Source organism: Bacteroides sp. D1 (assembly GCF_000157095.2).
GTDB lineage: Bacteria > Bacteroidota > Bacteroidia > Bacteroidales > Bacteroidaceae > Bacteroides > Bacteroides xylanisolvens.
This window is the reverse complement of sequence record NZ_JH114350.1, coordinates 1,011,298-1,037,845: the sequence shown is the minus strand read 5'-3', so window position 1 is coordinate 1,037,845 and position 26,548 is coordinate 1,011,298. Positions and strand designations below refer to the sequence as shown.

General features: G+C 42.3%; 16 protein-coding genes. 5 read left to right on the top strand and 11 right to left on the bottom strand.

Annotated features, from left to right (window positions below):
- Positions 1-17: 17 nt before the first annotated feature.
- The 8 genes from BSAG_RS00925 to BSAG_RS00960 all read right to left on the bottom strand — a co-directional run bounded on the left by BSAG_RS00925 (position 18) and on the right by BSAG_RS00960 (position 13,387).
- Positions 18-1,133 carry an acyltransferase family protein gene (locus tag BSAG_RS00925; RefSeq protein WP_004317289.1) on the bottom strand — a complete coding sequence of 372 codons (1,116 nt, stop codon included), beginning with the start codon at positions 1,131-1,133 and terminating at the stop codon, positions 18-20.
- A gap of 21 nt (positions 1,134-1,154) precedes the next feature.
- A complete protein-coding gene (locus BSAG_RS00930) occupies positions 1,155-2,783 on the bottom strand; it encodes a beta-N-acetylhexosaminidase (protein WP_004317287.1) in 1,629 nt (542 codons plus the stop codon).
- Positions 2,784-2,804: 21 nt separating this feature from the next.
- Positions 2,805-5,315, bottom strand: a complete 2,511-nt coding sequence (locus tag BSAG_RS00935) for a family 20 glycosylhydrolase (protein WP_004317285.1) — start codon at positions 5,313-5,315, stop codon at positions 2,805-2,807.
- A 38-nt stretch (positions 5,316-5,353) separates the two neighbouring features.
- Positions 5,354-6,736 (bottom strand): DUF5016 domain-containing protein, encoded by a 1,383-nt coding sequence (locus tag BSAG_RS00940; protein ID WP_008019510.1) that lies wholly within the window; start codon positions 6,734-6,736, stop codon positions 5,354-5,356.
- A gap of 33 nt (positions 6,737-6,769) precedes the next feature.
- Positions 6,770-8,245, bottom strand: coding sequence for a RagB/SusD family nutrient uptake outer membrane protein (locus BSAG_RS00945; RefSeq protein ID WP_004317283.1), 1,476 nt, complete (start codon positions 8,243-8,245; stop codon positions 6,770-6,772).
- Between the two features lie 11 nt (positions 8,246-8,256).
- Positions 8,257-11,499, bottom strand: a complete 3,243-nt coding sequence (locus tag BSAG_RS00950; RefSeq protein WP_008997776.1) for a TonB-dependent receptor — start codon at positions 11,497-11,499, stop codon at positions 8,257-8,259.
- A gap of 228 nt (positions 11,500-11,727) precedes the next feature.
- Positions 11,728-12,723 carry a FecR family protein gene (locus tag BSAG_RS00955; protein ID WP_004317279.1) on the bottom strand — a complete coding sequence of 332 codons (996 nt, stop codon included), beginning with the start codon at positions 12,721-12,723 and terminating at the stop codon, positions 11,728-11,730.
- 97 nt (positions 12,724-12,820) lie between these two features.
- A complete protein-coding gene (locus BSAG_RS00960; RefSeq protein WP_008997775.1) occupies positions 12,821-13,387 on the bottom strand; it encodes an RNA polymerase sigma factor in 567 nt (188 codons plus the stop codon).
- A 269-nt stretch (positions 13,388-13,656) separates the two neighbouring features.
- Here BSAG_RS00960 and BSAG_RS00965 point away from each other — a divergent pair, with 269 nt between their 5' ends.
- The 5 genes from BSAG_RS00965 (at position 13,657) to BSAG_RS00980 (ending at position 20,496) form a co-directional block, all read left to right on the top strand.
- Positions 13,657-15,948 carry an NADP-dependent malic enzyme gene (locus BSAG_RS00965; RefSeq protein ID WP_004317276.1) on the top strand — a complete coding sequence of 764 codons (2,292 nt, stop codon included), beginning with the start codon at positions 13,657-13,659 and terminating at the stop codon, positions 15,946-15,948.
- On the top strand, positions 15,945-16,121 hold the full coding sequence (locus BSAG_RS24820) for a hypothetical protein (RefSeq protein ID WP_004317275.1): 177 nt from the start codon (positions 15,945-15,947) through the stop codon (positions 16,119-16,121). Before BSAG_RS00965 ends, BSAG_RS24820 begins: the two co-directional genes overlap by 4 nt.
- 247 nt (positions 16,122-16,368) lie before the next feature.
- Positions 16,369-17,703, top strand: a complete 1,335-nt coding sequence (locus tag BSAG_RS00970) for an NADP-specific glutamate dehydrogenase (RefSeq protein WP_004317274.1) — start codon at positions 16,369-16,371, stop codon at positions 17,701-17,703.
- Between the two features lie 850 nt (positions 17,704-18,553).
- Positions 18,554-19,693 carry a PCMD domain-containing protein gene (locus tag BSAG_RS00975; RefSeq protein WP_004317273.1) on the top strand — a complete coding sequence of 380 codons (1,140 nt, stop codon included), beginning with the start codon at positions 18,554-18,556 and terminating at the stop codon, positions 19,691-19,693.
- Between the two features lie 17 nt (positions 19,694-19,710).
- Positions 19,711-20,496 (top strand): porin family protein, encoded by a 786-nt coding sequence (locus BSAG_RS00980; RefSeq protein WP_004317272.1) that lies wholly within the window; start codon positions 19,711-19,713, stop codon positions 20,494-20,496.
- Positions 20,497-20,604: 108 nt separating this feature from the next.
- On the opposite strand, the gene BSAG_RS00985 is transcribed toward BSAG_RS00980, so the two are convergent.
- From BSAG_RS00985 to BSAG_RS00995, 3 genes are all read right to left on the bottom strand, one after another.
- Positions 20,605-21,654, bottom strand: coding sequence for a DUF4925 domain-containing protein (locus tag BSAG_RS00985; protein WP_008770753.1), 1,050 nt, complete (start codon positions 21,652-21,654; stop codon positions 20,605-20,607).
- Between the two features lie 360 nt (positions 21,655-22,014).
- On the bottom strand, positions 22,015-23,004 hold the full coding sequence (locus BSAG_RS00990) for a DUF4925 domain-containing protein (RefSeq protein WP_229096982.1): 990 nt from the start codon (positions 23,002-23,004) through the stop codon (positions 22,015-22,017).
- A gap of 412 nt (positions 23,005-23,416) precedes the next feature.
- Complete coding sequence (locus tag BSAG_RS00995; RefSeq protein ID WP_004317269.1) at positions 23,417-26,386, bottom strand: PEP/pyruvate-binding domain-containing protein; 2,970 nt, start codon at positions 26,384-26,386, stop codon at positions 23,417-23,419.
- Between the last annotated feature and the right edge of the window lie 162 nt (positions 26,387-26,548).

The following is a 26,548-nucleotide window of genomic DNA, read 5'->3' as shown; positions in this document are numbered from 1 at the left end:
TTTTCAGACCTGTCTTTTTATATCTTTATAAAGATCCGCTTTTTGTACAAGACCCACACAATCAAATAATTGAATCCGATAAACAGAAGTCCGTAAATCAGAGAGGCCAAATAAGCGTCGGGAAGAATAAGCAGGATGGAGGTATAAACCTTCCCTTGCAGACTAATTCCACTAACTGTGATAACCTCGAGCAGAGTAGCCAACACACCGGCCACCACATAGATGAACAACGGATTCGTGCCAAAAACATGGAAAGGATACGCCCATTTCTGTTTTTTACGAATATCAATAAGCCAGGTGAGAAACACAAGAAATAAAGAAGCAAAACCACAGGTTACCAAAACAAAAGTCGGACTCCATACTTTTTTATTCAACGGGCAACCGTAACTAAGCAACCATCCGGCAAATAAAAGAACAATACCAAGTATGGATATCTGTAACAACCGGTGATGAATTTCTGTCTTCTCCCGCAAGATATTTCCGCAGAAATAACCTATTATCACTTGCGCAATACACGGCAAGGTACTTAACAGCCCTTCCGGATCGAAAAAGATACGTCCGCCGTCCGGCAACCACTCCCGATACAGATGAGTTTCTCCGAACAATGTTCGGTCTGTAACGGCAATAATATTCTGCTCGGATAGTTCAAAGCCGTTCCCCAAAGCCAACAAGACAATATAGCCTATCAGAATAATCGCGGAGATCCATGCCAGATTTGCCGGACGCCGGACACTCATAATCAACAAGGAACCAAAGAAGTAAGCTAACGCCAGTCGTTGCAACACACCTAGAATACGTATCTGTGAGAAAGGCTGTTCCACCCCCGCACACACCAACGAAAACCAGGAAAGGAAAAGTCCCAACAAGAACAAAATCACTGTGCGCCGCACCAGTTTGGTGATAAAGCTACGGCTGAAGTGATGGTCGAACCTGGATAAGGCAAAGCTCATAGAAACACCCATGATAAACATAAAGAATGGGAAGACCAGGTCTGTCGGTGTCAGTCCGTTCCATTCTGCATGCCGCAAGGGCGCATAAACAGATTCCCACGTCCCGGGGTTGTTCACCAAAATCATTCCGACAATGGTGATTCCCCGAAGCACGTCTAATGAAAGTAAACGTTCTGATTTCATATCGTTCTGATGACACCGGGATTAAATAAATCCCGGTTTGGTGAAGTAAAATCCATTCTCATTCAACCATTTAACATGCCATTTCAGGCGATTGGTGAAATCAATCCAGTTGCGGTCACTTCCCCACGCCAATTCTGAAAAGGCCTGAAGAGAAGGGAAAACATGCTGACCGAACTTCCGCTCATTGGGAATCATTTCCGTCCAGACACAGGCTTGGAAGCCTAATACATTCTGCTTCACAATACTAGGAAACTGGGGTTCGAACTCGAAGTTATACAAAGAACTTAACCCTTCGTCCGAAGGCGTTGCGCTCAAATAGAAACGAGACCACTCCATAAATACAATCGGATAACCTTTCTGGGTAATCTTTCCCGGCTGGTCGGGCAGCCAGTCACGCCAATAGGTATAGATCAGGTCTTGTGGATCTTTCTCAAGAAAAGCATCGTCCCATCCCATCACTTTCTTACCTTTACCCTTCACATAGTTCGTCATTATCTTCACAAAGCGGTTTTGCAATTCATCCACTTTCTGATAACCTTCCTGTTGCATCAACTGCTGACAGACTTCACACTGCTCCCAATTATCCTTTTCCACCTCGTCAGCTCCTATATGAAAATACTCCGAAGGGAAGATTTCAACCATTTCATCAATGATAGATTGCACAAACTGATAGTTTTCCGGCCGGGAAGGGCAAATAGGATAAGAAAATTCTTCTCCCCAACCAGCTTCTCCCGTACACGACAGTTCGGGATACACTTTGATAGCCGCCGAGAAATGCCCTGGCATATCTATTTCGGGAACAATATCAATACCTCTTTCCAATGCGTAACTCACCAAGCCTTTCATCTCTTCTTGTGTATAATGACCACCATATTGCGAACCATTTCTCACAAAACGAGGATCTATCTCGTAGTTATAATCTTGTTGGGAAAGCTCTACGCATCTCTTGTCATACTCGTCGAAGTCACGCCAGCTTCCCTCCTGCGTCAGTAAAGGATATTTTTTCACTTCGATGCGCCAGCCCTGATCGTCGGTCAAATGCAAGTGGAGCTTGTTTATCTTGTAGAAAGACAAACAGTCTATCACCTTTTTCAGATAGTCAACTGTAAACATGTGCCGTACCACATCGATATGGAATCCGCGCCAGTCGTATTTGGGAGCATCCTTTATATCTACCATCGGAAGATATTTCGAGTTTCCCGAAGTGAAGAAATTAGCTTGTTCGAGTGCTTGCCTCAACGTCTGGATTCCCCAAAGAAGTCCGGTTTCCGTTGAATAATAGATGCAGGCTCCCTCTTTGGTTACGGTCAGACGATAGGCTTCTTTGGCCAGATCAGATTCTTGTTTCACCCGGATAAAGGCATGATCGTTGGAAGCGTCACTCGCGGAAAGAGACAGTTTCTCTTCCAGTGTGGATTTCAACAGTTGTGACGTAGAAGCCGGAATATTCTGGCTAACAGTCACATTCTGCGGAAGAGTGACCACCGATTCTTTATAATCAACTCTTTCCGGCAAAGGCATTACCGACAGGCGGGTCGGTACCCGTTCCGGATACCCTCCATTATCATTGTCATTGCACGACAACGATGTGATCGCACCTATTCCCAACAGGAATAATATACCGCTTCTTTTTATCTTATCATAGTTCATAACTTGTCTACTTTTTGTGGATTAATTTACTTTGAGAGTGCTTGTCACACTTTCTTTGTTTAAATAAAACAGTTTAGCTTTCACAACCGAAGCATCACAGGCTATGGGAGCTTCCCAAAGCGCTGAATCAAGAGTTGGTTCCGCTCCATCGGTCGTATAGCGTATCTCCCCTCCCCGGATGGGAGTGTTGGCATAGAGCTTGCCTTCTTTGAGGCAAAGTCCGGGGTGAGGCAAACGGAAGTTAATGTTTCGGGACGCCCAATGGGGCATTTCCTTCTCACTCGCTTTCGAATAGAACAAAGCCAGCGCTTTGTTGAAAGCCTGCTGTTCTTTCTCTCTTGCCAGCATACTCCAAGCGGGAAAAGCATTCCACCCGCGTTCTACCAGTCCGAGGATTTTAGGGAAGGTATAATATTCCACCCACTTGAAATCACGGATCGTTTCTGCAAACAATTGCGCTTGTACTCCTTGGATACGCTCCTTGCCGGATGCGGTCAAAACTGTTTTTCCTCTTTCCGCAATACCTAAATCGACCGGATTGCCAGCCATATCAGTACGCGAAGAGCGATAGATGTGATATGGAAGCATGGAAAAGCCTTTAGATTCATCCACATATCCGGCCCACGAGAGCCCTCTTTCATCGGGATGAGCATCATAGGCCAAATCCAGATAGAAGTTGTTCACGTTGCAGAGGATCACCGGATACCCTTTGTTGGCTACCTGATAAGGTATTTCGTCCGCTTCCCATTCGGGAACTGTATTCCAGCAATATACTCCTGCCGCAAGCCTGTTCAAATGGAGGTCGGTAGCCTCCGAATGTCCCAACGCTGCTTCCTGCCAGCCACTGAACTGCACATGATATTGTTGCAGATAGTCTGCCATCTTCGTGATGTAGTATTCGGACAGTTCATGCGCACTCGTCATTCCATGTTCATCCATAAACGCCCGGCAGACAGGCGAACCCATCCAAGCTCCATCAGGCACTTCATCGCCTCCCAAGTGAATGGTAGTCAAAGGTACCTCCGCTTCTTCATACATAACCATCAGCTCACGAATCACTTTTTCCATAAACCGATAGGTGGAGGGTAATGCCACATTCATCACGTTATCCGTATAAGACTGTGCGGAAACATAGCGGGAAGTATCTTGAGCGTCACTCAACAAATATTCGACAGCCTTTTCAGGATCGGTGTTTATATATTTATGATAACGTGCTTTCATGGACACAATTGCCGCCCGTGCATGCCCTGGAGACTCTATTTCCGGGATCACACGCACATGTCTTTGAGCTGCATAACGCAATAAATCTATAAACTCTTCACGAGTATAATATCCGTTACCGGAGGTAGGCGCAGACGGATCATAGTTGCCATCGTAGCCCGGATACAAACATTCCAGTTCATCCGTGGTGTGTCCCCGACGTGCACCGACCGAGGTTAGTTCTTCCAAACCGGGAATCTGAAGACGCCAACCTTCATCATCCGAAAAGTGGAAATGCAGCACGTTCAGTTTATAAGAAGAGATGGCGTCTATCAGCTTCTTTAATTGGTCTGCCGTCGTGAAGTTTCTGGCAATATCCAGCATTTGTCCGCGATACGGCAAGTCGGGATAGTCACGGATAGATACAGCTTCCAAACGGAACGGTTTCTCTTGTCCTTTCAAGAGAGAGAGCAAGGTTTGCGTGCCATTGAAAATGCCGTGTGACGTAGGAGCTGAAATATTTATCAGACTATTTCCTGTGTCCATCCGGTAGTATTCGTCATTCGTAGCCGTCTCCTGTTGCGGCAAATAATCCAGATGAACCGTTACCGGTGCTTCGGAAATGACTTCCAACCCATAAAGTGTTTCCAATTTTTCTTTCAACAATCCTGCTTCGTTGGCAAAATCGGGATGAAAAGTCAGTCTCACCTTATTTTCTATGATAACGTTTTCTTTACCGATAGCCGGAAACGCTTCCTTTACTGACGGGAAAATATCAGTTTGTTGCAACTTGGCAGTAGTTTCTAACGCCAAGTTTGAAGCATATATCTTATCAGGTGCGGGATACCAGTCTTCCGTCTCCATTCCTTGTAGCGGCTGTATGGTCAGTTCGACAGGCAAGGGAGTACCTTGCTTGCCGCCTGCCTGACTCACCCAGTAAGTACCTTCGGGAGCATATGACAGTTTTTTCAGTCCGTTGGTACAACAGAACGTCACAATCAGCGAATCTCCCGGTGCCAATGGCTGGAAGTTTTCCGCCGGATACATCCGGAAGAAGTTCGCATTTACGACCTCTACCTTGACCGATGCAGATTCGTCTTGAAGAATCTCACGAGGCAACTGCGAATAATAGATGATCCAGTCCTTTCCCAAAGGAACATCTGATATATTCTTCAGGATAAATGAGTTCTCATAGTAACCGGGCTGCACTTCGGCAGCTCCCATCTCCCAAGTCAATGACACGGGGGCTTTCGCCCCGTCAGCCGATTTACAGCCAGTCATGAACAGCAGGAGACACAGACTTCCCCCTATCATATATAGTATATTTCTCATAGGCTTTCCTATTTTTCTATATATCACTCTTTCAGACATTAATCACTCAATCGTTCGATGTGCAATGTTTCTTTGCCTACTCCCTGCGAAGTATCGAAAGTCAGACGGTAATAGCCAGGTACGAAGCCGTCGCCACTCGTTATTCCATTGGAAGCCGATATTTCAATTCCATCCGTATCACCGGACAACGAACCTGCTTGCAACTCCATACCTTTATCTTTATTCCATTGCAAATCGCTGTAAATTTCGATTTCGAAAGACTCCCATTCATGAGTGTTACTCAAATACACAGTAGTTTGATATTTTTGTTCACCAATCGGCACAATATATCCCAACTGTGATATATCTTCCAAATTCCAGCCTCCGCTATTGTAAGCCTCGTTCCAGACAGGAGCACAAGTGAATCCGTGTCCTACCAACCAGAAACAAGTAGGTGCGGTATCACTCATCCGTGCAACCCAAATATAATTGAATTTAGAAGAATAGTATATTTCCCAAGTTCCCGATTTGCGCAGGAAGGTAAACTTACCATTGTCCGGATTATAACTAAAGAAGTCGCGGTTGTAAGCATGTTCCACATCTTCAAATCCACTCATTTCAAATTCTTCACCTTGAGTAAAACTAATCTGGGCACGGAAAAATCCTTCACTGGCTATCAACTCGGTTTCTTTAATTTTCAGGTTCTTCTGGAAACCGACGACACCCAGTTTAAAAGTCATCACGTCGAAAGTGATCTGTTCAACAAACCAATCCCGGTAATCAAAGGCAAAGCTGGGTCCCGACGCTTCAATAAGGACAGCTGTATTACTCTTTTCAGCAGCTCCCCAAATCAATTCCGCATCGTCCAATGATTCCGTAGTGGAAATTTTTCCGGTTAGCTCCATCGGATAGCCCTCTTCCGAGCCGGAAACTTCCGTCAGATACAGATAAGGATTCTCTGCGCTCCGGGTCATTTCTACCACCTCACCGTTATAGTGAAGATAGAGCACTTCCGGAATCTGTGGACGGACGATATGGAAATCAAACGTTTGAGTGACTTCACTACCTTCCACATTGATGGCAGTCAATACTACTTTAGCCTCCTGATTCTCTTCCAAGTCAGCCTCAAACGGGATATAAATTCCTTTCTCAACAATCGACACATCAGTGCCTTTCGTACGAATCGACTGCGAACTTACCAAGGTTTCACCCACCATCAATTTCACTTCCAGCGTAGACAAAGGAGTCTCCGGATCGTGGATTTTTACAGAGAAATAAAGAGAATCGGCAGCAGGAGTCTGATCGGTAGTCGAGAATTGTAGTCCTGATAGTTCAGGACATGAATATGGATACTTCACCCGACCATCTTCTTCGCTACATGAAGCCAGCCAGCAAACGGTTAGCCCCAGCAACCATAAAAACAGATTATTGTGTTTCATCATTTTTTCTTTTAAAATTTTACGTTCCTCTTTTCATTAATAACCTTCATTTTGAGTCAGATTGGTGTTTTTATCTTTCTCTCCTTGAGGAATCGGCCACAACTGCCGGAAAGCCTGCAAACCTGCAAACAGCAATCTGCCATCTTTGTCTTTATGTTTCTGCATCACTTCCAGCAAACGGTTATTACGTACCAGGTCAAACCAACGCTGACCTTCCATATACAACTCCAATTGACGTTCATTCTCTACCGCCAAGCGGCCCCTAGCCTGTCCCATATTCTCATCCAGAGAAGAGGGAGCAAAGCCCGCACGTTCTCTAATGCCGTTCACGATTCGAATCGCTTCCGGAGTGCGGTCTAACTCTACCAGTGCTTCGGCTTTCAACAGGAGTATATCCGCCAATCGCATCAGAATAATGTTGGAAGTCTTCTCGCGAATTTTATAAGACAACGGATAACTGTCCGCCGGCCAATAGGTGTCATAAGGAACCGATTTCCAAAGGATACTGGATGCATAACGGGTATCTTTCTCCTTGTCGAATTTAGCAACCAAGTCATGAGTAGGCGTACAATAACGTCTCCAGGTCACCGAACCGTCGTCTTCTTTCAGCAACACCCAATAAGCCCAGTTGGGAGCATCAGAGGTGTAATAGACTTCAAAGATACTTTCGGAAGAGAATTTCTTGTCAGGTTGCCACAACTCATCAAAGTTGCCGACCAGCGTATAACCCTCTGCTATCACTTTGTCGCAAGCTTCAACCACTTTGGCATAGTCGCGTGTTGATTTCTCTCCTCTGGTTGCCAACACCTTGGCACGCAAAGCATAAGCGGCGCCTTTGGTGGCCTGGAAAACTCCTTTATTTTTGCTTACCAGGTAACGAATGGTATTTTCTTCGTTCAGATCATCCAGTATCTGGTCGTAGATTTTATCTGCGACAGAACGTTCAGGATACATCACCGGATACCATTTATCCAGATTCTCGGCTGTAATGGTCGGAATCAAATCCAACACCATCGGAGCGTCTCCCCATAAACGGACGATATCGAAATAGGCCCATGCCCGCAAGAATTTTGCTTCTGCGATGACCCGATTACGCTCTTCTGCTACGGTAGAGGCAGGATCCATCATTTTCGTATTTTCAATCACACTGGTTGCAGTGCCAGCCATTGAATAATACTGTGACCAGACCAATTCTACCTTATAATTGGTAGAAGTCAGCTTCAACAAATCAAATTCTTGTTCGGCCACGCCGTCTCCACCAATATAGCAATTATCGGATTGTACATCTCCAATGGTGTAATTTTCCGACTGGAATATATCTGCCTTAAAGCTTTCATACGCACCTTGCAACTCGGCTTGCGCATCTGCCAGACTTCCGTATTTAGACTCCTGATCTTCCGTTCCGGTACCCTCCTGCATAAAATCCGATTGCGGTTTCTCATCCAGAAAATTACTGCATGAAACGACTAAGACGCAGAGTACGACATAAGCTAACTTTATTATGTTTTTCATTTTCGCACCTATTAAAATTCAACATTCAAACCAAAAATTACCGCCCTCGATTGAGGATAAGTACCATAGTCCACTCCTTGGGCAACGGAGTCGCCGCCAAAAGCATTTACTTCAGGATCGTATCCCTTGTATTTTGTCAACGTGAAAAGATTCTGTCCGGTGACGTAAGCCTGCAATCTGGACAGATGTATTTTATTCAACCATTTCTTAGGGAAATTATAGGACAAAGTGACTGTTTTCAAGCGCAAATAAGATCCGTCTTCTACAAAACGGGAGGAGTTGTGATTGTTCTCTGTATTACCAACGCGGGGGACATTGGTAATCATACCCGGTCGTTTCCAACGATCCAATACACGAACCGACTGGTTTCTAAAGTCGGTCATACCTTCCATATCGATGCGTGACGCATTAAAAATTTTATTGCCCTGACTTCCCTGCAAGAAAACAGACAGGTCGAAGCCGGCATACGAGAATGTATTCGTCATACCATATATGAACTTAGGCTGGGCATTTCCCAAGGTAGTGCGATCTTCCGGATCGATAAAGCCGTTACCATTCAGGTCACGATAGATGATATTTCCAGTTTCCGGATCGACGCCTTCTGATATATATCCAAAGAATGTTCCCAATGGAAGACCTTCTTTCAGGATGACAGCTTTCTCCTTGGATTCATACATTTCAGCATAATAATAGACTTTATTCAAGCCGAGCTTCGTCAACTTATTCCGGTTGAAAGAGATATTGAAATCGGTATTCCACTGGAAGTTGCCTTTCAAATTCTGGGAAGAGACAGTGAACTCCATACCTTTATTCACCATTTCACCATCGTTTCTTGTCACACTGCTTGGCACTACATTCTCCGGCAGGCTGACTGTCAGTAGTAAGTCGGTTGTTTTTTTGTAGTAAGCGTCCACCGAGAAGGATAAACGGGAATCAAACATTGTCAGGTCGAGACCCAGATTCCACTGGCTTGTTTTTTCCCAAGTCAGTTCTTTATTGGCTGCCGAACCGGGTCTGATGGCAAGTCCCGGATATAAGTTACCTTCTGAAACCGGCAGTTTACTAGCACTCATGGAAGCCATGTAAGCGTAGTTTCCAAAACCGCCCTGGTTACCGTTCATACCCCATCCGGCACGTAGCTTCAAATCGGTTACGATGTTTTGCAAAGGTTGCATAAACTTTTCGCTTGAAATTCTCCAACCTGCCGAAACAGAAGGAAAAGTACCCCAACGGTGTCCCGGAGCAAAACGGGAAGAACCGTCGGCACGGAAGTTGACCGTCAGCAAATAACGGCTGTCATAATTGTACGCTATGCGACCTAAAAAAGAGGCCAGCGTCCATGCGGAGGCGGAAGAACCACAAGCGTCTTTATCCAACTGATTGGCGGCACTGATGGAATGAATATCAGGATAAGACTCCGCCAGATCGAAACCAGCCATCCAGGATGCGTTATATTGTGCACGCTGTTGGGTGGCTCCTCCCAAGATGGAAAGGTTATGTTTGTTGAAGGAACAATCATAGGTTAGCAAATTCTCAAACAGCCATTCGAAGTTTCGTGAGAAACTCTCTTCCACACGTCCTTTTGTACCGCGTCCGTCCGAAGTTGAAATCGGGTCCAGATAATAATCCCAGTGTTCATTAGTCAGTTCAATGCCAAAAGTTGTTTTGAATTTCAGACCTTTGTATATATCAACCGTAAAGCCGAGCGAACCATTAATATGATCTGTATTCGTGTTGCTGTCCGCAGCATTGGCAGCCAGCGGATTCAGAATACGTGCACCATAAGCCTGTTCGTCGTATTCGTTCGGATCATACGGGTTCCACTTCTGCATAAACGGAGGAGTATTCACTACGGACAAGATGGAACCGGCACGCAAAGAACTGCGGCTTTCGTTCACCCATTGTCCTCCTGTATGCGAATACGCAAAGTTGAGTGCCATCTTTAACCATTTTGTCTGCTCACTATCCAAATTCGCACGGAAATTATACCGGTTGAAATGTGCTTTCTCCACAATACCTTGTTCATCGGAATAACCTCCGGATACAAAATATTGTAATTTCTCGGTTCCATTTGCCACGGATAATTGATAGTTCTGATTAACACCCGTACCGAAGAATAAATCAGTCCAGTCCACATAGCGTGTTTCATTTTCAGGAATATTGGGAGCAACATCCGAAACTGCTTTCAAGTCTTTCATCAAGTCTTTATATTGCTCTGTATTCAAGGCGTCTATCTTCTTCCCTAATTTAGAAAAACCCACATAAGCACTCATTTTCACCTGCGGTGCACCGATCTTTCCCCTCTTGGTCGTAATCAACACCACTCCGTTTGCCGCACGTGCTCCATAAATAGCTGCTGATGAAGCATCTTTCAGGATTTGCATACTTTCAATATCGTTCGGACTGATATTCGAAATATCATCCGACGGCAAACCATCTACCACATACAACGGCTCATTGGATGCCTGCACGGAAGTAGCACCTCTCACCCGGATGGTCACCCCGGAACCCGGCATACCCGATGGCTGCACAACTTGAATACCGGCTGCTTTTCCCTGAATGGCTTGTGCGGCTGTCATGATCGGACGTTCTTCAATATCTGCCGTAGAAACCACAGATACTGCCGTCGTAATATCTTTCCGTTTCATAGAACCGTATCCCACCACGACAACTTCTTCCAGCACTTGCGAATCTTCGCTCAAAGACACATTATAGATGTTCTGTTTATTGACCGTATGAGACTGGGAAACGTAACCGATATAGGAGAAACTGATTTTTGCCCCTATGGGAGCTTCCAAAGAGAAACGTCCGTCGATGTCAGTAGCGGTCCCAATATTCTCTCCTTCCACTCTCACGGTAACACCAATCAAAGGTTCCCCCCTCCGATCGGCTACAACACCGGTTATTGTTTTCTTATCTCCTTTCTGGGAGGCGTTTTGTTCGGTTTTCAGGGTAAGCACTACTTGCTTGCCCGATTCTATCTTATAACTAATAGGTGACCCTTTGAAAACTTTTTCTAAAACCGAATCGATACTTTCATTGTCCACTTTCAATGAAATCTTTTGATCCAATCCGGGAAGCTTATCCGTATAAAAGAAGCTGTAATCAGCCTTCTTCTCAATTACTCGTATCGTCTGGCGTATTGTCTGATTCTTTACAGAGAAAGTGATCTGCGCACTTACCTCTTGAGACACAAACAACAAGATATAACAGAACATAACAAGCCTTAATATGATATGTAATTGTTTTCTCATTAGTAATTAGCTTTAAATTCTTTAAAATATAAGTCTGAAAATCAGACTTTTTATTATCTTTGTGAAATCGTGATGCAAAAAGGATTCCCTTTCCCTTATCCGCATAAGGAAAAATTTCTTTTTTACTATCATGTATAAACCGTATTTAATTTCAGGGTGGAATTATGCTGCTACATAATTCTACCCTCTTTGTTTTATTATGAGGTGTCTTCCATAAATCGTCCTTTTTTAGTTAATACTACTTCCTATTTTCACCGTATCTCCTTCTAACTTATAAGTCAAAGGATAAGTAAGGCTTATAATGTAAAATACATTATGCAAACTGCTGTTCCGGATGGTTCCGGAAAACGGCACATTCTTCAGCTTCTCCGAGTCAAACACGACTTTCACCCCGTACATCCGCTCCAACGTGGTCGCGATCTCTGCCAAAGACGCTGAATTAAAAATCAACATATTGTTCCGCCAAAAGTCGATTTCACGCAGATCCGAGATGGGCGATTTAGTAAATGTCTGCTTATTCTTATGATACTCTACCTTTTCTCCGGGTTTCAACAATGTGGTATTCGTTTTATTAGAAACCCTGACACTTCCTTCCGCCAGCAGTGTCGTGACGGAAAGATCGTCGCCATATCCCTTCACATCAAAGGTTGTTCCCAACGCTTCTATCTCCAAATCATTGCAACAGACGATAAAGCGCTTGTCTTTGTTCTTTGCCACCTCAAAATAGGCTTCTCCGTCTAAATAAATCTTTCGGTCGGATTTGTTATACTCCGCATCATAAGAAAGATGAGTAGCCGAATTCAACCAGACTTTCGTTCCATCAGGTAAAGTCAGGTTCGCTTTCTGCCCGTAATCTACTGCAACCATGAAAGGATCCTGCGATACCTTATTTATATGTCCTACTCCGAAATAAGTGGCCAGCCCCAAACAAACCGGTAATAATATAGTGGCCGCCACCTTATATATAATAGGTTGCCAACGCCGCTTCTTCGGATACAGAATTTTGGGTTCATCCAAATTCCGCTGCAGATGATTCCACATTTCTTCTTCCACTGTCTTATCTATTTCGACAGCTGCTTCTTTCCACATCTGCTCGCAAAGCGAATTAAACTCATCACGAATCCCCGGTTTGCGAATCCATTCAATGAGTATCCTTCTTTCTTCAGAAGAGGCCTCCTTCTTGAAGAATTTTTCCAATAGTACTATGTAATCGTGTTGCTCCATAATTTTCCTGTTCTATATATACTAGCCTTGAGAGACAGAAAAGGACTACAAGAAAATAAAGACAAGTTAGATATTAACTTTTATTAAACATTAAGCATTAAATATGGTGTAGGAAGAGAGAAACAGAAAAGGCAATCGTCCCCAGTTTGTCACGCAGGAAATCCAAAGAACGATGTACCTGTGTAGCAACAGTCTTTTCGGATATATCCAACTGTTCAGCTATCTCACGATAGTTCAGCCCGGATTTCCAGTAGAGCATAAAAACTTCCCGACGGGCAGGAGGCAGTTCTTCCAAAAGTTTCAGGATATATTCTTCTAAAAATAAATAATCCAACTCTTCATCTATCTCTACGGATTCGTCAGCCGATTCATTGGATAGTTTATCCACATAATTTTGAAGCAGGAGTTCGCGCCTTACGTAATGGTATACCATATTTTGGGATATCTTAAAAAGATAACCGTCAAAATTACCTTCCAAATCAATATTGAGCCGTTTCTCCCAGATTTGGAGAAAGATATCCTGTGTAATATCCTTTGCCACCCCGGCATCGCCTATCATAGAAAGGACAAAACTGTAAATGCGAGCATTGTATGCACGATACAACGCTTCAAAAGCATTTTTATTTCCTTCCTTCAATAATTGAAGTTGTTGGGTGGTAATCATCATCAAATAAGGTTAAATCATATATGGACTCAAAAATAACGAAATAACTAAAGCCGACAACCAAAGCGCTTGTTAAAATTTCAATAAATCAATATCTAAGCTTTTAAAAAAGAATAGGATATAAATGCATATCCTATGTATCTCATATCATAAATTCAGCCATTTTGCTATAAAATTAATAGAAATTACCAATCAACAGCAACAATTTCTAACTTTTATTCCTACATTTGCAGCCAATTGATAACTTATTAACAAATTACATATATACCATGGCTAAAATAACGAAAGAAGCCGCTTTGCTCTATCACTCCCAGGGCAAACCCGGCAAGATTGAGGTAGTGCCTACCAAACCTTATAGTACACAAACCGACTTATCACTCGCATATTCCCCCGGTGTAGCAGAACCTTGTCTCGAAATTGAGAAGAACCCGCAGGATGCATACAAGTATACAGCTAAAGGAAATCTTGTAGCTGTTATTTCTAACGGTACAGCCGTACTCGGACTGGGCGATATAGGCGCATTAAGCGGCAAACCTGTAATGGAAGGTAAAGGGCTGCTTTTCAAAATCTATGCCGGTATCGACGTTTTCGACATCGAAGTAGACGAGAAAGATCCGGAGAAATTCATTGCGGCAGTGAAAGCAATCGCTCCTACCTTTGGAGGTATCAATCTGGAAGACATCAAGGCGCCCGAATGTTTTGAAATCGAACGTCGCCTGAAAGAAGAATTAGACATTCCTGTAATGCACGACGACCAGCACGGTACTGCTATTATCTCCAGCGCCGGTTTGGTAAATGCCTTGCAGGTGGCAGGAAAGAAAATCGAGGATGTGAAAATCGTCGTGAACGGTGCCGGTGCATCCGCAGTATCTTGTACTAAATTATATGTATCTTTGGGCGCTCGCCTCGAAAATATTGTCATGCTGGATAGTAAAGGCGTTATCAGCAAGACACGTACCGATCTGAACGAACAGAAAAGATATTTTGCAACTGACCGCACAGATATCCACACACTGGAAGAAGCAATCAAGGGCGCGGATGTATTCCTCGGCCTGTCAAAAGGAAATGTGTTGAGTCAAGATATGGTACGCAGCATGGCTCCGATGCCCATCGTATTCGCATTGGCCAACCCGACACCGGAAATCTCTTACGAAGATGCCATGGCAGCACGTCCTGACGTACTGATGGCTACCGGACGTTCCGACTATCCGAACCAGATTAATAATGTAATCGGTTTCCCATATATCTTCCGTGGTGCTTTGGACACTCAAGCTAAAGCAATCAACGAAGAAATGAAGATTGCGGCCGTACACGCTATTGCCAACCTGGCAAAACAACCGGTACCTGATGTAGTCAACGCAGCCTACCACGTAAACAACCTTTCTTTCGGTGCGGAATACTTTATCCCGAAACCGGTAGATCCACGCCTCATCACCGAAGTTTCCTGCGCAGTGGCAAAAGCTGCTATGGAAAGCGGAGTGGCTCGCACAGAAATCAAAGACTGGGACGCTTACTGTGTTCACCTGCGCGAATTGATGGGTTACGAATCCAAACTGACCCGCCAACTGTATGATACTGCCCGCCGCTCACCGCAACGTGTCGTATTTGCCGAGGGTATCCACCCGAATATGCTGAAAGCTGCCGTTGAAGCAAAAGCCGAAGGTATCTGTCATCCTATCTTATTAGGAAACGACGAAGCTATCGGAAAACTGGCAGAAGAAATGGAGCTTAGCCTGGAAGGCATTGAAATCGTCAATCTTCGTCACCCGGACGAATCAGATCGTCGCGAGCGTTACTCCCGCATCCTTGCAGAAAAACGTGCACGCGAAGGATTTACCTACGAAGAAGCCAACGACAAGATGTTCGAACGCAACTACTTCGGTATGATGATGGTGGAAACAGGAGATGCAGACGCATTCATCACCGGACTTTATACAAGATATAGCAATACGATCAAAGTGGCAAAAGAAGTGATCGGCATCCAACCGGGCTTCAAACACTTCGGTACCATGCATATCCTGAACTCCAAAAAAGGTACTTACTTCCTGGCAGACACATTGATTAACCGCCACCCCGATACGGAAACATTGATTGATATCGCCAAACTGTCCGATAAAACAGTTCGTTTCTTCAATCACACACCGGTTATCTCTATGTTGTCATACTCTAACTTCGGCGCTGATACCGCAGGTAGCCCAGTGAAAGTGCACGAAGCAGTTGCTCATATGCAGGAAGAATATCCGGAATTGGCTATCGACGGCGAAATGCAGGTTAATTTTGCCATGAACCGCGAATTGCGTGATACCAAATATCCGTTTACCCGCCTGAAAGGTAAAGACGTAAATACATTGATTTTCCCGAATCTAAGTTCAGCAAACGCCGGTTACAAACTGTTGCAGGCAATGGACCCGGATACAGAATTCATCGGCCCTATCCAGATGGGATTGAACAAACCTATCCACTTCACCGATTTCGAAAGTTCTGTCCGTGACATTGTGAATATCACAGCCGTAGCCGTGATCGACGCCATTGTTGACAAAAAGAAAAGAGGAGTGAAATGAAACGCCCGTTATCCAAATCACAAATAGTTTGCATCAGCCTGCTTTGGTTGGCGCTTTGCTATTTAGTTCTAACAAAAGCCGAACGAATTGACGGGATGACGATAGTAATGCTTGTCATTTCGGCAGCATTAGTATTTATTCCTGTTTATAAGTCGATCAAAAAGAACAAATAAATATCTTTTTTCCTATTTTTAATGCGATAAAATATCAAATTTGATGTTTTATCGCATTTTTCTTTATAAAATGTTTGCCAGTTCAATTTTTATCTTTACTTTTGCAACCGGAAATAAAAATCCGATGTACCCATATACAAGTGTGCAAATTGCTATACGGCAGAAAAGCACATAGTCGAGCGGCACATGAGCAAATTGTCAAATTAGCACATTATTTTTATATCAACCAATTAAAGAAAAAAAGATTATGAATGCAGCAAAGGTATTAGACGATCTGAAAAGAAGATTTCCCAATGAACCGGAGTATCATCAAGCAGTAGAAGAAGTACTTTCTACTATTGAAGAAGAATACAACAAACACCCGGAGTTTGATAAAGTAAACTTGATCGAACGTTTGTGTATTCCTGATAGAGTATATCAGTTCCGCGTGACTTGGATGGATGATAAAGGTAATATTCAGACCAACATGGGTTACCGTGTTCAGCACAACAACGCGATCGGTCCTTACAAAGGCGGTATCCGTTTCCATGCATCTGTAAACCTTTCTATCTTGAAGTTCCTTGCCTTTGAACAAACATTCAAAAACTCACTGACTACGCTGCCGATGGGTGGTGGTAAAGGTGGTTCCGACTTCTCTCCTCGTGGAAAGTCAAATGCCGAAGTAATGCGCTTCGTACAAGCATTCATGCTGGAACTGTGGCGTCACATCGGTCCTGAAACTGACGTTCCTGCCGGTGACATCGGTGTTGGTGGCCGTGAAGTAGGTTTCATGTTCGGTATGTATAAAAAACTGGCTCATGAATTTACCGGAACATTTACAGGTAAAGGCCGCGAATTCGGTGGTTCACTGATTCGTCCGGAAGCTACCGGTTATGGTAACATCTACTTCCTGATGGAAATGTTGAAAACAAAAGGCACTGACCTGAAAGGTAAAGTTTGTCTGGTTTCCGGTTCTGGTAACGTTGCTCAATATACAATCGAAAAAGTAATCGAACTGGGTGGTAAAGTAGTTACTTGCTCTGACTCTGACGGTTATATCTACGATCCGGATGGTATCGACCGCGAAAAACTGGACTACATCATGGAACTGAAGAATCTGTACCGTGGTCGTATCCGTGAATACGCAGAAAAATATGGTTGCAAATATGTAGAAGGAGCTAAACCTTGGGGTGAAAAATGTGATATCGCTCTTCCTTCTGCTACTCAAAATGAATTGAATGGCGACCACGCTCGTCAACTGGTAGCAAACGGTTGTATCGCCGTATCTGAAGGAGCTAACATGCCTTCTACTCCGGAAGCTATCAAAGTGTTCCAGGATGCTAAGATCCTTTACGCTCCGGGTAAAGCTGCTAATGCCGGTGGTGTGTCAGTATCAGGTCTTGAAATGACTCAAAACTCTATCAAATTGAGCTGGAGCGCTGAAGAAGTAGACGAAAAACTGAAGAGCATCATGAAGAATATCCACGAAGCTTGCGTTCAGTACGGTACAGAAGCCGACGGATACGTAAACTATGTGAAGGGTGCTAACGTAGCCGGATTCATGAAGGTTGCTAAAGCAATGATGGCACAAGGTATCGTATAATCAGCGAAAGATATATAAGCTATAGTTTATTTAAAGGCTCCCGCCTTCCGAAAGGAAGTGCGGGAGTTTTTATACCCTAAAGGGTGTAAAACAGAAAAATTACATTATATTTATACCCAAAAGGGTATAATATGGGCTCAGTCATTATTCTTGGGGATTTAACACATATTTGGCTACTTAGTTGAAGTTGAGTCTTATTTCTTCATTGTGTTCTTCCGCGTTATGAGCAAAATTCGGAATGAATAAAAGAAAATATATTTATATTTTGTCCATAGGCAAAAACCGGGTCACCGTTCCTTTTAAAGGAACGCCCCGATGCACACCGAGAAACGCCCCGTTCCTTTAAATGAAACGGGGCATTTGTTTTAAAGGAAAAAACAGGTGGCACATCTTGTTGTATAACAGCGCTTTATCTTTTCACAGTTATATAGTAAAATAATTAAGAACTTTATTTACAATATCAGTTAAATTCGCTATTCTTACAAATGAATTATCTATGGTTTGAATGTCTTTGAAATAAACAATAAATATTTAGTGGAGCGTTTTAGTACTGAAAAAGCAGATTTTAAGTACTTCTTCCATCTGTTCCATGTACTTTATTACAGCAGTACAAGTACCTATTTTCTTCAACTCTTGTACTTCTCCCAGTTGATTCATCTACTTCAAAAAACCAAATACAAGCCAAATACTATGAAAAGATACGAAACTTGAGCCTATTAATTGAATATTTAATCATTCCTTTCCTCTCCTTCCGAAAGGAAGTGCGGGAGTTTTTTATCAAAAATCACCTGAAGTTCATTCAAAATCCGTATCTTTGCTCCTCATAATTTACTAATTCATAATATATAAGATGAAATTTACAAATGTATTAGCCACAACCCTGTTATCTTTGTTGAGTACTGCATGCATACAAAACGAAGAACCGAATACCGAAGCAGACATTTTAAAATGTATTCTACCCAAAGAAATATTCGAATATGACAATACAAACTATTACGAACCTTACGATGAATCCATAAATGCTTATCCCCTTTATATCAGTGTAAATAGCAAAGCTACCCTTACACAATTGGCTCCAGAATTTGTATTAACAGAAGGTGCCACTATCGAACCTGCAAGTGGAAGTATCCAAGACTTCACTCATCCCGTACGTTATACCGTTACCTCAGCCGATGGTAAATGGCATCGCACCTATTCCGTCAGTATTTCAGATGATTTGCAAATTATCCCCGAGCAGTTTCATTTTGATAAACTGAGTTCCAAAAGCAGCAAATACCACATTTTCTATGAAGAGAACAAAGCAAAAGGTGAATTTATGGAATGGGCAAGTGCCAATCAAGGATATATGCTAGTATCCGGAAATAGTCCTGCTACAGAATACCCCACATCACAAGCCGACGGAGGAATTGAGAACAGTAAATGTGCCAAACTGGTAACTAAATCAACCGGAGGATTAGGAAGCCTTGTTGGCGCTCCCTTGGCAGCAGGAAATCTTTTCATCGGAACATTCAATTTCAATTCTTCTGTCAGCGATCCTTTAAAATCAACCGCTTTCGGAAGAATATTCCACAAAAAACCGCTCCGTCTAAAAGGATATTACAAATACAAGGCAGGTAGCACATATATGGATGGTACAAACGAAATACCAGAACAAAAAGACAATTTCATTGTGTATGGCATCTTTTACAAAACTGATGAAACACTTCGTACCATGGACGGATATCTAGCCATCAATGAATTCAAAGATCCACGCATGATAGCATTGGCACTTCTTCCAGAAAAAGAAAGAAAAGAAACTGATCAATGGACCGAGTTCAACATACCATTCGATTACAACAAATATGGAAAAGAAGTAGACATGGAAGCTTTATCACGCGGAGAGTATAAGATAAGCATCGTACTTTCTGCCAGTAAAGACGGAGATCGTTTCAAAGGGGCAATAGGGAGCACTCTTTATGTAGATGACCTAGAATTAGTTTGTGAAGAATAACCTAAAAACAGAAAAATATGACACAAAGAAACCTATATATAGCTTTTATATTTACAATTATTAGCGTGTATTCTGTCTCTGCACAGACCAACCGGACCAAAACCTTAATTAATGCAGCACTTCACGGTTGGGAGTATGAAGTTAGAGCCGGATTCAGTATCGGCGGAACTTCTCCTATTCCTTTGCCAGCAGAAATACGATCTATCAACTCTTATAATCCTTCATTAGCCATCAGTTTGGAAGGAAATATGACTAAATGGATAGAGCCAACGAAGAAGTGGGGTATCGTTACCGGAATTCGCTTGGAAAGCCGCAAGATGAAGACAGATGCTACAGTAAAGAATTATAATATGGAAATCATTGCTAGCGATGGCGGACGTTTAAAAGGGAATTGGACAGGAAAAGTTAGTACGAATGTAAATAATTCATATCTCACATTGCCAGTATTAGCCGCTTACAAAATAAACGACCGTTGGCACATGAAAGCTGGTGTATATGCATCATACATATTGGAAAGAGAATTTTCAGGAAATGTGTACGACGGATATCTGCGTGAAGAAAATCCCACTGGTGACAAAGTATCAATTGAGGGCGATAAAAGCGCAAAGTATGATTTCTCGGAAGAGCTTCGCCACTTTCAATGGGGAGTTCAGGCAGGAGCGGATTGGTTGGCTTTCAAGCATCTAAAAGTGTATGCCGATCTCACGTGGGGATTGAATGACATTTTCAAAAAAGACTTCACAACGATAAGCTTCGCTATGTATCCTATTTATCTGAATATAGGATTTGCGTATGCATTCTAACGAAAAATATCATCCTGTTTTATAGCACCATGAGAAAGGGCAGTCCATTTTTGAGGACTGCCCTTTTTATGATGCTATTTTTGTACAAAAGAAATTATTATTATATCTTTATTTCAAGATATTTGTTTCTGCTGATGGTTGCAGAGCGGTAAACATTATTCCAAACTTAACTTCTGTTGTACCATCTATTACCTTCGGAAGACTTTTTAATACTGGCTTCAAAGCTTTAACTAAAGATGCCATATCACCAGCTTGAGCCTCTAGCATTTCCAATAGTCCGTTTACAAACTCTTCATCCTCAAACAACGGTTTTACAGCTTTCAATAGAGGCAATAACACGTCTTCTCCAACATAGACTTTCATACCTCCATTTCCATCTTGCTCATAATAAAGAGGAATTCCTTCACTCAACATCGGAATCAATTTCAGTAACTCTTTAATGTCTACAGAAGATATTCCCGATGCTCGACTTAAAGTTGTAACTGACATAGCCGTATCCATTATTTGCGACAGATTTAAAAAGAGTTTAATCTGATTCTCCTGTTCTCCCATTCTATACATAGCCAAATTCAAATCTGAATCATTCCATTCCGCATCAGCAATACCATTTTTATAAACTGCCTGTATATTTCCATCGGGCAGGAAACGTACTTCCTTCAATATAGCTGATAACAATTGGGGGATTGATTTATTATCAACCACTTTAGCGGTAAAAATAGCTCTAACCAAAATACTCCCCCATATCGGATTTGCTGAAGTCTTCCAAACATAATATACAGGTTCGACACTCTTCTGTGGCACCAGATTCCATGAAGTATCAGCAAAGCCATTTTCAGGCAATGCCACGTTCAAGTCCAATTTCAAAAAGCTCTTTGTCGCTGAACCGTTATACCGAATAATACCTCCGTTCTGCTCCTCTTCTCCGGAAAAAGTCACCATGTCACCATCTATATTCAGAGTAACATGAAGTTCAGTTGTCTTTTCTCCCGGGATAACTCCCGGACTCGCAAACTTCAACAGATCTGTTATACCGGCTCTGCTATTCATAGCCACTGAACCTAAAATATCAGATAAATCCACCAAGGCTCCTGACAATATCAATCGGGCTTTGGTTGCATCTGCTGCATCCGGAATAAATTCTACCTTCTTCCCTAACATAGGCTTCCCACTATAAGTCAAAGCCAAACCACTTACATCTGTAAATGTGAAATTCTTTATTGGACACACTATAGTTTCGTCTTTATCGCTACAAGATACAAAACATATTGCCACGCATAAAAGAAAAGTCAAATAGCAAAATAATTCTTTTTTCATTTATTTCTATCTTACTAAAGGATTAATAATAAACAATTTTCCTCACCAAACATTCATTTTACAAAGTAACTAATTTTAATTTACCTACACAAATCTTATTTTTATCAATAGTTGTCAATACATTCCATAATATACCTAAAAACGAAAAAGGTTGGAAGACTAATGGCGTTTCCAACCTTTTTAATTATCACATAAATCCTACTATTATTGTTTCACCAAATCCAAACCAATATCAAAGGTCTTTGTCTCACTCCAGTAACCTGAAATTATTTGTATCAGTATAACCGCTTGAGCAGCCTCTGCTGGAATCAAATTAGCACTAACCAACGCCTCCCATACATAAAGCAAATCATTTTTCATAATTGGGGCTCCATAATCATCTTTTTCTCCTGTGTCACGGAGTATCATAAAAGTATCAAAAGCCGATTTATCCAAATACAAATAAGTTTTTCCACTTTCTTCTTTCTTATTCATCGGAATACCATTTAATGCCCATCCCTGCAACTGACGAATAGAAGCATCAGTTACATTCGCCAAATCAATCTGAAACAAACTTTTCAATAATTCTTTCAACACAGCAGGTTCTCCTGTCAGTACCTGATTGATGATGGTTTCCAAACTGCTTGCATCCTGACCTCCAAGAGCAGCACCCAAAATATTAGTAATATTTAGTTTTACTACTACTTTACCATTACTTTCAGACCATGTAGCAAGTCCGGCAGGTGAATTCACAAATCCCGAAGTGGCAGCCAATGAAGTAATCTCAGATTTTTCTGGAAACATTCCACCCATTAGTCCCGCCATAGCCCAATTCATCAATTTATCTGTACCCTGCAAAGTCGGTTTATCCACATAGGAAGCAATAATATTTCCGTCCTCACTCATCTCAATCGTATTCAACACCTGAGGAAGCATAGTCGCCCCCATCATACGAAACATTCCACTTGCTGCTACTGTAAACGGATCTTCTTTCTTTGCATCCCATTTTGCATACAAAGGACCTGCCTTCGGAAAATTTTTAATAGGGTCATCTCCTTCTGCCACCACAAAATCTGCTGTTTCATAATCACTCAAGCTATACACACCTACCAAAGGATTTACAGGATTGGGAGTGTCCTCATCATCACTACAAGAAATAAACAAAGTTGCTGTACACAATACGGTAAATAAGTAATAAAATAAATTCTTTCTCATTTCTATTCTGCTTTTAATTAATAAACACATCTGTGTGATATTCCCATCACACAGATAATAATATTTAAACGGTTGCAAAATAACTATTATTTTCAGATATCCACAAGGTCTATATTTCATGTTTCTGTTCTATTTTTAAGGAAATACATCTAACATCAACCATGAAAAACAAAACTTTCCGCTGATTATATTCTGTTTTTAATAATCAGCGGAAAGTTACCATTCAAATTTCACATATAAATATATCAATAGAGTCTATTCGTAAGCAATAGTTAGTTTTTCTTAATAGGTAGGAACATGTAAGGATATCACTTTCATTCTAACACCATATATTATAAAATTGTTATCAAGGGAAATGCAGTTGCTACACCCCAAATCTCTCTCACGATTTACAACTGGCCCCTATTCCACCTTAAGCCTCCGGCATCAAAACCACACCCTGCTTCTTCTTTCCATCCATCTTGACCACCATCGGTTTCTCAAAGCGGACATGACGAAGATATTTCGTTTCTTCCACCGCAGGTTGCGCATTGAGGAAGTCCTGATTATACACACCATCATTCATAAAGGCATTGATAGTGAAATATCCAACCCCGAACGAAGTCAGATTCTGAAAGAAATGTGTTCCTTGACTGGGATCTACCCGATAGTTGGTCAGTCCGGCTTCCACAATCACACGGGCAGCCGAGATATGAGGCCACTTCACAGGAATACCGAGCCATGTATCACTGCTTCCCCAACGTCCCGGACCGACAAGCACATAATTCTTTCCTTCATTCAAGAACTGTTGGTTGATCTTTTCTATCTCCCAAGCAATTGCCTGATTGTTAGAGGCACTATAATTATCGGTTTTTACATAGACCACATCATAAATATCATTCATGATACCGTGTCCCAACGAATTATATGAGCGGAGAATCACATCTTCATCCGGTATCTCGTTCAAATCTTCGTCCAGCATTTCTTTACTGTCTACGATAGGACGTATCTGTAACAGATAGAAGGTTCCGGATTTATCATGTTCGCGACTTAACGTTGCTGCAAATTCAATTTCAACCGGACGGCGCATCTCCTGTTCACCATATTTCAAGACCAACTGCAGAATACGAGCCAACGGGAAAACATCATGTTGCAGGATATTGGCAAAAGTAATCACCTTGCGCCCCCCAGGATACAGACCATCTCGGATAATCTGATCGTACGGATCATACGTAGAGGCAATATAACGCAGGGCACCATCGTTTTCCGCCTCTTTGACATGGAGTTTCAGTAAATTGAAACCATCGTCAATAGAAAAATCATGTCCGGCATTTTTTAAATCCAAAGCATAGAAACGGGTCTGGGTCTCTTTCAGAGCGATTTCCATTTCACTGGTTTGCAACACCTGATTGGGATGATAGGGAGAAAAACGAAGGGTCATACCACCGTCTACAATATATTTCCCTAATCCCAAAGCCAGATTAACCGTTCCTTCTTCGGCTTTTTCATCTCCTAAAGGATAATAATTCAGTGAACGAGCCACACCCGACATAGACGGATAATAACGGTCGCCATATTGATTGCCAACTACCTCCTGCAAGATAACAGCCATCTTTTCCTGATCGATCACATTCGAAGTAGCCTGCATATACGCTTTGCTGTCACGGAAATAGACTGATGCATACACCCCTTTGATGGCATCCGAAAGCATGCGCAACATTTCATACCGATCATCCAGATAAGGAATCATGTATGTGTTATAGATTCCTGCAAACGGCTGATAATGAGAATCTTCAAGCAAAGATGAGGAACGGATGGCAATCGGAGATTTCACTACATCGAAGAAAGTAAAGAAGTCCTCCACCAAGCGGTCAGGCAACTTTGCCTTCAGAAAGTATTTCAGAATCGTAGCATCATCCGCATCTGACAGCGCAATCTGATACAGATTATTAGTGTCCATAAATTCATCAAACACATCCGTACAAAGCACCACCGTTTTAGGAATAGCAATACGTGCGTTCTCAAACTCTTCAAACTCCGGATGACGCTTCACCATATTATCAATAAACGCCAGTCCACGCCCTTTTCCGCCCAAAGAACCATCCCCGATACGGGCAAAGTTAGAATAACGGTCGAAACGGTCTCGCTTAAACACAGCCACGACTCCCTGGTTCTTCATCTTACGATACTTCACAATCGCCTCAAAGATGATTTTCCGGTGAGCATCCACATCTTGAAGACTATTCCAGGTAATCGGTTTCAAAAACTCGGCTACCGGGAACATGGCACGAGAATAGAACCAACGCGACACGTGATTCCGGCTGATATGATATAAGAAAGACTCCGCAGGCACGGCAAAAAGAATGTTTTGCAATTCTTTCAGATTCCGGACACGGGCTATCTCTTCCCCGGTATCCGGATTCCGGAATATAAAATCACCAAAACCAAAATTATCGGAGACAATACGACGCAAATCAACGTCCATCTTTTTTGAGTTCTTATCAATAAAGCTGGCACCATACTTAGCGGCATAAGAAGAGTTTTCCGATTCGGACGACTGGATAATCAACGGAACAAACGGATCGTTCTTGCGTATCTCGGCACACAGCTTGATACCTGCCAGACCGTCTTTCTCCCCCCGCTCCACTTTCGGGAAACGGACATCGGTGATTACTCCTAATATATTATTCTGATACTTATGATAAATTTCCATTGCCTCCTGATACGTACGTGCCAGTACAATCTTAGGACGCCCGCGCATACGAAGCGTACGCTGGTGAGCATTCAAGGCCTCAGTAGAGAACTCCTGACTCTGCTTCAACACGAACTTATACAGATTCGGCAAAATAGAAGAATAGAAACGAATGCCATCCTCCACCAAAAGAATCAACTGCACACCGACTTCCTGCACATCGTGTTCCAGGTTCATCTTGTCCTCTATCAATTTGATAATAGACACCAACAGGTCGGTATTGCCTAACCAACAGAACACATATTCAAACGCACTTAAATCTTCATTGATAATCCGTTTGGTAATACCATGGCTAAAAGGAGTCAGAATGACGATAGGAATATGCTCATATTTCTCTTTGATATGACGACCAATATCAAAACTGTCATTATCTCCTGTGCTCGGCATACAAATCACCAGGTCGAACGACATATTTTCCAACTGCGCCAATGCTTCCTCCTCTGTGGATACCTGCGAGAAACGAGGCGGATAACGCAAAGATAAAGAGGTGTATTCATTGAAAATCTTCTCATCAATGCGCCCGTCATCTTCCAGCATAAAAGCGTCATAAGGGTTGGCGATTAACAACACGTTAAAAATTCGCCTTGTCATCAGGTTGGCGAACTGTGTATCTTTGAAGTAAAGCTGGTTTAATTTATATTTACTAAGCATAAAGTCATTCTCCTTTCTTATTTCAAATCGTCTATCTGCAGAATCACATTTTGCAAAGTTAATTCTTTAAATCTCATTTTCCATCATCTTCTTTATAAAGTTTACTTGTTTATCTCTTATTATTTTGTAGATTTGTAACTTTAAGTTTATTCAAAAAGACTT

Bases quoted from the DNA above. Each gene is read 5' to 3' on its own strand.
- BSAG_RS00925 (WP_004317289.1), bottom strand. From the start codon at position 1,133: ATGAAATCAGAACGTTTACTTTCATTAGACGTGCTTCGGGGAATCACC.
- BSAG_RS00930 (WP_004317287.1), bottom strand. From the start codon at position 2,783: ATGAACTATGATAAGATAAAAAGAAGCGGTATATTATTCCTGTTGGGA.
- BSAG_RS00935 (WP_004317285.1), bottom strand. From the start codon at position 5,315: ATGAGAAATATACTATATATGATAGGGGGAAGTCTGTGTCTCCTGCTG.
- BSAG_RS00940 (WP_008019510.1), bottom strand. From the start codon at position 6,736: ATGATGAAACACAATAATCTGTTTTTATGGTTGCTGGGGCTAACCGTT.
- BSAG_RS00945 (WP_004317283.1), bottom strand. From the start codon at position 8,245: ATGAAAAACATAATAAAGTTAGCTTATGTCGTACTCTGCGTCTTAGTC.
- BSAG_RS00950 (WP_008997776.1), bottom strand. From the start codon at position 11,499: ATGAGAAAACAATTACATATCATATTAAGGCTTGTTATGTTCTGTTAT.
- BSAG_RS00955 (WP_004317279.1), bottom strand. From the start codon at position 12,723: ATGGAGCAACACGATTACATAGTACTATTGGAAAAATTCTTCAAGAAG.
- BSAG_RS00960 (WP_008997775.1), bottom strand. From the start codon at position 13,387: ATGATTACCACCCAACAACTTCAATTATTGAAGGAAGGAAATAAAAAT.
- BSAG_RS00965 (WP_004317276.1), top strand. From the start codon at position 13,657: ATGGCTAAAATAACGAAAGAAGCCGCTTTGCTCTATCACTCCCAGGGC.
- BSAG_RS24820 (WP_004317275.1), top strand. From the start codon at position 15,945: ATGAAACGCCCGTTATCCAAATCACAAATAGTTTGCATCAGCCTGCTT.
- BSAG_RS00970 (WP_004317274.1), top strand. From the start codon at position 16,369: ATGAATGCAGCAAAGGTATTAGACGATCTGAAAAGAAGATTTCCCAAT.
- BSAG_RS00975 (WP_004317273.1), top strand. From the start codon at position 18,554: ATGAAATTTACAAATGTATTAGCCACAACCCTGTTATCTTTGTTGAGT.
- BSAG_RS00980 (WP_004317272.1), top strand. From the start codon at position 19,711: ATGACACAAAGAAACCTATATATAGCTTTTATATTTACAATTATTAGC.
- BSAG_RS00985 (WP_008770753.1), bottom strand. From the start codon at position 21,654: ATGTTAGGGAAGAAGGTAGAATTTATTCCGGATGCAGCAGATGCAACC.
- BSAG_RS00990 (WP_229096982.1), bottom strand. From the start codon at position 23,004: ATGAGAAAGAATTTATTTTATTACTTATTTACCGTATTGTGTACAGCA.
- BSAG_RS00995 (WP_004317269.1), bottom strand. From the start codon at position 26,386: ATGCTTAGTAAATATAAATTAAACCAGCTTTACTTCAAAGATACACAG.